At 38.0% G+C, this 10,194-nt stretch carries 10 protein-coding genes and 1 pseudogene; 5 read left to right on the top strand and 6 right to left on the bottom strand.

Annotation, left to right across the window (positions count from 1 at the left end; genetic code table 11):
• Nucleotides 1-56 precede the first annotated feature (56 nt).
• Nucleotides 57-218: pseudogene (locus NI467_RS14960) on the top strand (IS982 family transposase); the annotation flags it as partial.
• A 166-nt stretch (nucleotides 219-384) separates the two neighbouring features.
• On the opposite strand, the gene NI467_RS13840 reads toward NI467_RS14960, so the two are convergent.
• The 6 genes from NI467_RS13840 to NI467_RS13815 all read right to left on the bottom strand — a co-directional run bounded on the left by NI467_RS13840 (nucleotide 385) and on the right by NI467_RS13815 (nucleotide 5,963).
• Complete coding sequence (locus tag NI467_RS13840; RefSeq protein WP_253153425.1) at nucleotides 385-2,463, bottom strand: TonB-dependent receptor domain-containing protein; 2,079 nt, start codon at nucleotides 2,461-2,463, stop codon at nucleotides 385-387.
• Nucleotides 2,464-2,973: 510 nt separating this feature from the next.
• On the bottom strand, nucleotides 2,974-3,312 hold the full coding sequence (locus NI467_RS13835) for a DUF3325 domain-containing protein (protein ID WP_253153424.1): 339 nt from the start codon (nucleotides 3,310-3,312) through the stop codon (nucleotides 2,974-2,976).
• Nucleotides 3,309-4,985, bottom strand: a complete 1,677-nt coding sequence (locus tag NI467_RS13830) for a PepSY domain-containing protein (RefSeq protein ID WP_253153423.1) — start codon at nucleotides 4,983-4,985, stop codon at nucleotides 3,309-3,311. The genes NI467_RS13835 and NI467_RS13830 overlap by 4 nt, the downstream gene beginning before the upstream one ends.
• A gap of 1 nt (nucleotide 4,986) precedes the next feature.
• Nucleotides 4,987-5,343, bottom strand: coding sequence for a hypothetical protein (locus tag NI467_RS13825; RefSeq protein WP_174659096.1), 357 nt, complete (start codon nucleotides 5,341-5,343; stop codon nucleotides 4,987-4,989).
• 297 nt (nucleotides 5,344-5,640) lie between these two features.
• Nucleotides 5,641-5,724 (bottom strand): hypothetical protein, encoded by an 84-nt coding sequence (locus NI467_RS13820; protein WP_228723981.1) that lies wholly within the window; start codon nucleotides 5,722-5,724, stop codon nucleotides 5,641-5,643.
• Entirely contained in the window at nucleotides 5,721-5,963 is a 243-nt protein-coding gene (locus NI467_RS13815) for an antitoxin HicB (RefSeq protein ID WP_253153422.1), read from the bottom strand. The genes NI467_RS13820 and NI467_RS13815 overlap by 4 nt, the downstream gene beginning before the upstream one ends.
• A gap of 480 nt (nucleotides 5,964-6,443) precedes the next feature.
• Here NI467_RS13815 and tauA point away from each other — a divergent pair, with 480 nt between their 5' ends.
• The 4 genes from tauA to tauD are packed head-to-tail and all read left to right on the top strand — an operon-like array spanning nucleotide 6,444 to nucleotide 9,993.
• Nucleotides 6,444-7,469, top strand: a complete 1,026-nt coding sequence (gene tauA / locus NI467_RS13810) for a taurine ABC transporter substrate-binding protein (RefSeq protein ID WP_253153421.1) — start codon at nucleotides 6,444-6,446, stop codon at nucleotides 7,467-7,469.
• Between the two features lie 10 nt (nucleotides 7,470-7,479).
• Nucleotides 7,480-8,265, top strand: coding sequence for a taurine ABC transporter ATP-binding protein (locus NI467_RS13805; protein WP_253153420.1), 786 nt, complete (start codon nucleotides 7,480-7,482; stop codon nucleotides 8,263-8,265).
• On the top strand, nucleotides 8,266-9,132 hold the full coding sequence (tauC, locus tag NI467_RS13800; protein WP_253153419.1) for a taurine ABC transporter permease TauC: 867 nt from the start codon (nucleotides 8,266-8,268) through the stop codon (nucleotides 9,130-9,132).
• A gap of 15 nt (nucleotides 9,133-9,147) precedes the next feature.
• Nucleotides 9,148-9,993: a taurine dioxygenase gene (gene tauD / locus NI467_RS13795; RefSeq protein WP_253153418.1), complete on the top strand. Its 846-nt coding sequence runs from the start codon at nucleotides 9,148-9,150 to the stop codon at nucleotides 9,991-9,993.
• Nucleotides 9,994-10,194 lie beyond the last annotated feature (201 nt).

Below are 10,194 nucleotides of genomic sequence, written 5' to 3'. Positions count from 1 at the left end.
CTCATTGAGATGTGTCATAGTATTCGTCGTTAGAAAACAATTATTATGACATTATTTCAATGAGTTATCTATTTTTGTCGTGTACAGAGGAATATCACTTAAAATAACGCAATAAGATAGAGACAAGTCAAGCACGTAGTATTCATGGATTTCTTAGTAGAATTTATGCATCGTTATGTGAGTATCAATTAACCCATCAGAATAAGCCAATGATTTAAGTTGTGGAGTCATTGGCTTAAGTAGGATTCGAGCTTGTTCAAGTATTTAATTAGGTGAACGCCTAAGCGAACACCTTCAGTTTAAAAACAATTGTACAAAGCTATTTATAGATCCCCATATGTCAGCATCGCGTTAAGTTTTATTAGCTATCTTTTTAATAAAATTCTAGTACGTAGCTACTAAACTTACCCCATAACGACGTCCATCTAACAATTGATCACCGTCTACATCTTCTGCTTTTTCATCCAATATATTATATACACCAAATTTGCCTTTCAAGTTCGCATTAAACTGGTAATTAAAACCGGCATCGAGGAATGTATAGGCTGGATTGGCCATAGTCATTGATGAACGCCCCAAAGACTGGGAGGTTTCGCTACGATGATGCAATCGGCTCCATACATCTAGCTGGTCATTAATCCCATAGTCAACCGTGATATTGAACATGTGTTCCGGCATCTGATTCAAGGAATTACCTTTATATTGACCTGACTGGATTTCAGTATCCGTATAGGTATAGTTTGCAGCTAGATTCACATTATCAGCCAACTCTACATCGTATGTTGCTTCAATACCTTGCATTGCCGCTTTATCAATATTAAAGCGACTACCGTAGAAGTTCCACATCAGTGGATTACCATTATTATCTAAACGATCAAAAGGATCAGGACATACCCATGTAGATGGCTTATTATTTTCACCATTTGGTGATTGGCAGATGCGGTCTTCACTAATCCGGTCTTTAAACTCAGTATAATATGCAGTTAAAGTTGTATTTGAGCGAGCCCCTTGCCAAGCCGTACCTAATTCATAAGTTATGGATTTTTCGGGTTTTAAATCATCATTTCCCATAATAAAGGCACTGCCTTTACCTGTTACTGAATGCACCTCACTTGAAGACTGCTTTAAATCTGGTTGCTTATAACCAGTCGATACACCACCTTTTAAAATCCAGGCATCATTAAGGTTATATACCCCATAAATACGAGGTGAGAAATTACCATCATAGTTTTTATCATGATCATAACGTACACCCGTTGTCAGATTAAAACGCTCAGTAATAGACCAGGTATCTTCAGTAAATAATGCAAAGCCCCAACGCTCTAATTCAGTAATAGGTAGCTTTTCATTTTGATTGGTAGCACGATCAATCATTTCTTCATTTTTAAAATATGCACCAAAAACCAATTGATGTTTGCTTAGATCCCAATCCCATTGAGTATTGGCAATCCAGGTATCTGTTTCAATACCGCTGGTAATACCATTGCTACGATCTGGATTTTTTGAGTTTTCAAGTTGCACATAGCTACGACTGGTTAACGTATCATTGTAATGGCCGTCATGCGTTAGGCTATATACACTGCGATAATTGCGACCTTTACTGCCTGTTGCCTGTTTTTCACCCGGTCCTGCAACAGCAACAGTTTTACCTACTGTCGTTGCAGCTGTTTGATTAACAAAGTTAGCATCAAGCTTTAAGTCATGGTCATCGTTAAGAATGTAGGTTAAACGGCCATTAATACTTTCTCGTTCCGTATTACGGAAACCACCAATATATGCATCTTCTTCACGTTCTTGTTTATTTAGTCCGAGCTGTAAACCGAGTTTATTGGCAATTAATGGTCCTGCTAAGTAGACTGAACCTTCTTTGATATCACCAGATTGATTACTGTCTTGTAATACTGTACCTACTTCAACTGTGCCGGTCCATACATCGGTAACTTTTTTGGTAATGATGTTAATAACACCCCCCATTGCATCAGTACCATACAACGTAGATGCCGGGCCACGAATAATTTCAATGCGCTCAATAGCTGCCATAGGCGGTAAAATATTTTTTTCAAAACCGCTGTCGTCACCATTCGGATTTACGTCTTTAGAATATTGGCGTTTTCCATCGACTAAAAATAAGGTGTAATTTGATCCCATACCACGAATACTAATACTTTGTGCAGATCCTGAACCGGTCACTACCACGCCGGGAGTATTACGTAGAACATCATTGATATCATTATAATTACGTTTGTCTAATTCTTCCCGAGTAATCACTGTCATTGAAGCGGGTGCTTGGTTCACATCCTGCTCATAACCTGCAGCAGTTACAACAATTGTCTGTAACTTGGTTGCTTCGGTCGCTTTGGTTGTTTCGAACTGTGAAAGGGACGTTTCTTCTGCAAATATTGTACTAGTCATTACTGTTGATATAGCAAATGCTAAAGTAGACTTTAAAAATGGCTTAGTCATTGGTCACTGCATCCTAATATGTCTAAAAAGACTATGTGAAATTTATTGCAAAGTGTAACAAATGCTCTTGGTATTGCAACTGATAATTATTATCAATATCATTTATTTTAATGGGGGTTATATAACTTAGTTTTACAAATTAAAGTTAATAGAGAGTCTGGATGTTCGGATAGAAGCTTACGATCTATAGAGAGGGTTCTATATTAGGGGCTGTCCTCATTTGATAAATAGTTCAAAAAATGACTATTTAGATGCTTAAAATTGAATGTTTAATGAAGGAATTGCTGATTTATTAAACAAGATACAGAGTAATTTGCTTCGTTAAATGAAATGAGGACACGCCCTAGTCAAATTATAAGAAAATAATTTATATGTAAAAATATTATTTAAAGATTGCATGGTCACTTTGCATATAAGTTTAAAAAAATCAAACTGTACTTCAGCTGAATTTAAACGAAAAAAGCCAATCCGAAGATCAACTTTTCAAATGAGGATGGGTAAATTACAACTTTAGATCAAGAAAAAAATGCCTGAAATCACAGCAATCACCGCACAGATCAATACAATTACTTTAATTTTACTCTGTAGATAACTCAGACTTAAACTCACGACCAATGCGGCAAAAGTTAAACTGCCGAGCCAATAACTGATCATGTTGCTGACTGTGCCAGCGAACAGGCATACAATAAGTGGCAGAATCAATATCACCCAGCCAAGAATGTTGGTCAGTCTGGTTTTGGAAGTATCTAACTCTTTAGCAAAGATCTGTTTCTGATGTTTTGACATAGACGCGGCGAGTGTAAAAAAACCCAGTGAAGTCAAAGCCCAAATCAATAAGAAGAACATCATGCCTGATTCTCCTTGAGCATCGCTTTGGATTTTTTCGGCGGCAAGCCTTTATAGTTTTTCACTTTCTTGAACGCAAACCAGAACAGGATTGCAAGCACCCACATCACCAGATCAAAAGAAGCAATCATCCATTGACCATTCAGGAGGGTATTCCAGATTGCCTGACCGCCAGTCAGGAAATTAATGATTGGCAACAATGCGAATGCCGTAGTTGCAAGCACTAGAAGCTCTAGCCAGGCTTGTCGGTGGCTACGAATCATGGCATACAGCGATGTCAGCAACCAAACGATAAAGAAACTACGAATCTCCCAGTTCAGTCGCATGTCTATATCTGCCGGAATAAAGCGATTGGCATAAAAGTAGGCAGCACAAGCAATCGGTAAACCAATAATGGCAGCGATATTGGTGACCTCCACAAGACGATAGCCAAAGGATTTATAGCCTTGCTTCTGTTGTTGTGGCGCACGCTTTACACACCAAAGAATCAAACCGGTCGCAATCATTAAAGTGCCGACCACACCTGACATAAACAGTAACCAGCGTAGAGCCAGATCCACGCCACGTGCTTCATGCAAGGTAGTGAATACGTTATAGATACCATTTGCAACTGAAGGTGTTTTTAGGGTAGTTCGATCCGCCTTTAACTCGCCTGTCACGCCATTGAAAGTAAGACTCGGATAAATGTTACGATAAGCCACACTCACGCCATTTAAAGCGCGGAGTTCAATTTCGGCTTTGGTAGTATTCGGCTGGATGATACTGATTGTGCCCACCGGATTACTTATCCATTCTTTTTCCGCTGTTGCCATTATCGGTGCCAGATCTGTTAATGGAGCAGGGCGTGTAGATGGAGCTTTACTTTGAGAGTGTCGACCTTCACTACGCTGCCGATACTGCTCACTATTACTAGATTCAGTTTGAGTACTCTTATCCTGAATCAAGCTCTGACGTTGATCCTGCAGAAATGCTCCTCGATTTTCATAAATCTGGTTAATACCCCACGGCATCAAAGGAAAGACCAGCAGTAATAAACCGCTAAAGGTAATCATGATATGAAAGGGCAGAGCAAATACCGCAGTGGCATTATGTGCGTCTAACCAAGAACGCTGACCTTTGCCCGGACGAAAAGTGAAAAAGTCTTTAAATATTTTCTTATGGGTAATTACACCGCTAATGATGGCGACTAGCATGAGTAGAGTAGCAATACCGACAATCCAGCGTGACCAGAGCCGGGGCAAGCCGTACAGCTCAAAATGAAAGCGGTAGAGGAAGGAGCCTCCACGTGTTTCACGGGCCTCCAAAATTTCCCCTGTTGTACTATCAAGAGTAATACGGGTACCGCCACGACGTGCACGAGGATCTTCACCGACACTGCGAATATTCAATGTAGTGGTGGTCTGGCGTGAGTTAGGAAGCTGAATTGCCCAACTGCCAGCATCCGGATGATGCTGTTGGAGATAAGCCAATGCGACACGGGTTTGTTCGATTTGGCTGTTTTGTGGGATTGATTGATGAAATTCCGGTTTCATCCAGAGGCTGATTTCATTCTGGAAAAAACTTAAGGTTCCGGTCAAAAAAATCGCATATAAAAGCCAGCCTAAAATCAGACTAGCCCAGGTATGCAACCATGACATCGACTGGCGTGGACCTTCCTGTCTTGCATCTACTCTCATCTTAATTTCCTAGGAATTTATAGGTGATATAGAGCAAAACACTGGGAATCAGGATACCGAGAGTCGCTTTGAGAGTCTTGTTTACCATAAATACCCAAATAAAGGCCGCAGTATTTAAGCTAAAAGCAATCAAGGTGGCCGACATGGCTGCACTGCTTCCAGCCTCCATGAATAATTGGGCAATCACGATAGCAGCCAGTGAAGCAAGGATATAACCACCGACACCTGCCAAAATAAAGCGATATAAAATCATTCCACGATAAGCCAGTATATTTGCTTTAACTTTATTTTGGCTTGATGGAGTGGTTGAAGTCATTGTTTCAGTTGCTATTACATGCATATTCGGGCTATTTATCATCGAAAATTCTATCTATAAATTTATTAAACAATTTAAATGAGAATGATAACAATTATTATATGCATTGTGAAAGTCATTATTGGGGATTTGCCAACTTTACGTTAAATTTATAGTTAAATTGTGAGTGATTGCCTTATTTCATCCTCATATTTTTATTTTTTCCAGTAAAAAATAAAATATTTTTAAAACTTATAGTTAGATATATTTTGAATTCAAATTATTGGATAAACCGACCATCTATTCTTGTTGATGGTCTACTAGTCATTTTGATTGTTAGTAGACTACTAGGATATAAAATTACATAGCAAATTTTGCTGACGCCAAGCGACTCATACTCACGCCACGCTCCGCAGCCTCAAGTACTAGTTTTTGATGAACTATTGATGGAACACGAATAGCAAACCGTCCGCTATACTTTTTTCTGAAAGTGGTACAGGTAATTTCTCATTATTGCTGATCATATCTGCTACAACATCACTAACAAGATCAACAATCCCTGAAAATGCTTTAGGTTGTTCAGCATCAAGCCAAGACAGTGATGGAAATTCGGCACATAGACCGACATACTCATTTTCTTCTGCTAACCATGTAACACGATAAGTATATTGTTTGCTATCCATTTGTCACCTCACAATGTTTTAAGTTTATCAAGTGCAGCTAATACTAGCCTAACCTGATAAGGTTTAGCTTTTCCGCTACCATCTTGAAGACTAATACAAGGATCACCTTACCACGGTGTTCTAAAGACCGTGTGAGTACTACTTGTTTGTTTTGGTTCACCAAAATATTGCTTACAAAGCTTGAGTAAATCGGCATAGCGGATATTTTTGGGGTTATTTCGCAATTGTTCTATAAGTTGATCAAGATTTGCCATTTGAATGCTTAATAGTACCAATGATTAATAGTCTCAATATTAGATCTCTTTCATAAATCTTGGATTCTCAAATGAAGTGCCACAGAGATCTATTAAACAATCTTACTCAGCCTAATCATATTTTCGAATAAACAAAGCCATTTTTTTTATTTTTTAATATACAAAATTTACTTTAGCGTATCTATCTATAACCAATATATTAAAAAAGATATCGAGTTAAATCATCATGAGCCGAGCAACTAAGCCACTAATTGTGACAGTCATTGTAGTGATTGCAATTGCTACATTTATCTATTTTCAAGCTAAAAAACTAGATACGAATCCTCAAGCAGTATCAAAAAATGACAAACCTGTTGTGATTGCATATCAAACAGGAATTGACCCAACTAAAATCGCACAGGCAAAAGGTGAATATGAAAAAGATAGTGGAAACGATATTCAGTGGAAAAAATTTGATACAGGAGCGGATGTTGTCAATGCTTTAGCATCTGGTGATGTCGATATTGGAAATATTGGTTCAAGTCCTGTAGCGGCTGCGGCAAGCCGTGATTTACCTATAGAAGTATTTTTTGTAGCTGCGAAACTAGGTTCTTCAGAAGCATTAGTTGTAAATAATAAAGCAGGAATTCAATCACCACCTGACTTAAAGGGCAAAACTATTGCCGTACCATTTGTTTCAACAGCACATTACAGCTTGTTATCAGCTTTGAAACATTGGAATATTGATGAATCAGAAGTCAAAATTATTAACTTACGTCCACCTGAAATTTCAGCAGCTTGGGAGCGTGGTGATATTGAGGCAGCCTATGTATGGGAGCCAGCATTAAGTAAATTACTTGCGTCGGATAAATCTTTGGCAGATTCCAAACAAGTCGCTGATTGGGGTGCACCAACATATGATGTTTGGGTGGTACGTAAAGATTTTGCAGAGAAAAAACCTGAATTTTTAAAGTCTTTTGTACAGACATCATTAAATACGATTAATGAATATCAACAAGACCCTGAAGAATTTAAAAATAATACAGAATATTTAGCACGAATTTCTGAGTTAACAGGCTCAAACGCAAAAGATATTCCATTACTTTTATCTGGCAATATTTACTTAGACAAAGAACAACAACAGCAACTTTTTGTAGAGAAATTTGCTAAAAATATTCTAGATACCGCTGAGTTCTTAAAATCACAAGGCAAGGTAGACAAAGTTAAACAAAGTTATCAAACCAATGTTAACGCAAGCTTTTTAAAACCTTAAGGAGCCAAACATGAGTGTACTTAAGGCAGAAAATATCAGCTTAAGTTATAACAACAGCACGACACCAATATTGGAAAATATTTATCTCAATATTCCCGAGTCCTCTCTTACTGTAATTTTAGGTGAGTCAGGCTGTGGCAAAACTACATTATTGAATATCTTGGCAGGTTTTCAACAGGCAGATCATGGTGTAGTAAAAATTGATAATCAAGTGCTCACAGCTCCAAGTGATCAGCGAGCGGTTGTATTTCAGGAACATGCTTTACTACCTTGGCTAAATGTCGCTGAAAATGTAGGCTTTTCTCTGAAGTTAAAAGGTTTAGCGACTAAAGAAATTGAACAGCATGTGAGTCAAATTTTAAAAATAGTTGGGCTTTCACATGTGACAGAAGCCAATATCTGGCAGCTCTCAGGAGGGATGAAACAACGTGTTGGAATAGCAAGAGCTTTAATTAGCCATGCGCCTTTTATTTTACTTGATGAACCTTTTGCTGCTTTAGATGCATTTACACGTGAAAATATGCAACAACTAGTTTTAGATTTATGGATTCAACAAAACAAAGGTTTTTTCTTAATCACGCATGATATCGAAGAAGCACTATTGTTGAGTCATCAATTGGTATTGATGTCTGCACATCCTGGGAAAATTATTGAAATATTACATTTAAATTTCGCTCAACGTTATAGAGATGGTGAGTCGATCCGTTCAATTAAATCAGATTCGGATTTTATACTGTTACGTGAAAAGTTATTTGAGCAATTACGCCAACAGAAATTAGAATCTTTGGAGGTTTAAATGAGTTCAAATCAACCACGAACGGTACTGAAATTTAACCCCATTATTGCACCAAAACCGAACAGTAAAACAGTGGCTAAACGTCTTCATATTTTTAAGCAATATGCAACCACAGTATTAAGTTTAGTAAGTGTACTTTCTGTTTTACTTGCTTGGTATGGGGTTACTGCACTGCATTTGATTCCCGAATTATTTTTGCCAAGTCCTGCTGCTGTTTGGCAAAAGTTTGTAGAAGTCAGCCAACAAGGCTTCATGAAAGCAACACTCTGGCAACATTTGGCAGAAAGTATTGGGCGTGTTTTTATTGCTCTTTTTGCTGCAATTGTCATTGGTATACCTGTGGGTTTATGGATGGGCTTAAACCGTTGGGTAAGAGCTGTACTTGATCCACTCATTGAATTGCTACGTCCAATCCCACCACTTGCGTATTTACCTTTATTGGTCATTTGGTTTGGTATTGGTGAAACGACAAAAGTTTTACTTATTTTCTTTTCAATTCTTGCACCTGTGGTGATTAGTTCTACTTATGGCGTGTTAAGTCATCAAACCAACCGTGAGCGTGCAGCACTTTCCTTAGGTGCATCTAAACGTCAAGTTTTACAGTATGTGATTTTGCCAACGGCACTACCTCACATTATTACAGGTATTCGTATTGGTTTAGGGGTAGGTTGGTCAACTTTGGTTGCAGCAGAGTTAGTAGCAGCTGATCGTGGTATTGGTTTTATGGTGCAGTCAGCCGCACAGTTTTTAATCACTGATGCGGTAATACTTGGCATTATTGTAATTGCACTAGTTGCAGTAAGTTTTGAATTATTTTTACGCTGGTTGCAAAAACAACTTGCACCTTGGTACGGACAACAGTTTTAAAGTAGAAGATGAATCATGAGCTTAAATATTGAAAAAATAAATCCAAATATTGGTGCAATTATTTCAGGAATTGATCTAAACCAAATTTCTGAGCATGAATTACAACATCTTCATGACGCTCTACTTGGGCATCAAGTCTTGTTTTTTCGAAAACAAAACTTAAGTGCAGATTCGCAAGTTGCTTTGGCACATAGTTTTGGTCCATTACATATACATCCAATTTTCCTATCGTTGCCACAAGCACCTGAAATTATTGTATTAGATAGCCATCAACAAGACTTAAAAGACAATGAGCTTTGGCATACAGATGTGACATTTAGCCATACACCCCCACTTGGCTGTGTGTTGCAAGCGATCAAACTTCCACAAACAGGTGGCGATACTTTTTGGGCAAGTGCAACAGCATCCTTTAAAGCTTTGCCTGAGGCATTAAAGCAAAAGCTTCGTGGTTTAACTGCTACACATGATATTCGTAAATCATTTCCTGTAGAACGCTACGGTAATACACCTGAAAAATTAAAACAGCTTGAACTTAGCTTCCAAAAAAATCCGCCTGTTGTACATCCTGTCGTGTGTAGGCACCCAGTTACACAAGAAGAAGTGCTTTTTGTAAATGAAGGTTTTACGACACGTATTAATGGGTTATCACAGCAAGAAAGTGATGAGTTACTGATATATTTATTTGAGCATAGTGTAAAAGCGGATTTTCATTTACGTTGGCAGTGGCAAGAAGGTGATGTTGCAATCTGGGATAACCGTTGCACACAGCACAAAGCACTGTTTGATTATGGCGATGCACACCGCATTATGCACCGAGCAACTATTATTGGTAGCGTACCTGCTTATAAACTCACAAGTTAATTCACTACAAACGTCATAAAATTTTTGTTGAAGTTAATTCAAAACCTCTCGATCTGAGAGGGTTTGTTTTTTAAGTTGAGATTTAAAAATAAATATGTAAAAGGTTAATTGTAAGCGTCCGCTGAACCCCACTTTTTCTAACTCATTAATACCGCGATAGTGTCCACTTAAATTTAAGTGGACACCTATTTATGGATTTAA

The organism is Acinetobacter sp. S4397-1 (assembly GCF_024129285.1).
Lineage (GTDB): Bacteria > Pseudomonadota > Gammaproteobacteria > Pseudomonadales > Moraxellaceae > Acinetobacter > Acinetobacter lwoffii_C.
The sequence above is the reverse complement of the archived record's forward strand: the minus strand, read 5'-3'. Positions and strand labels throughout refer to the sequence as shown.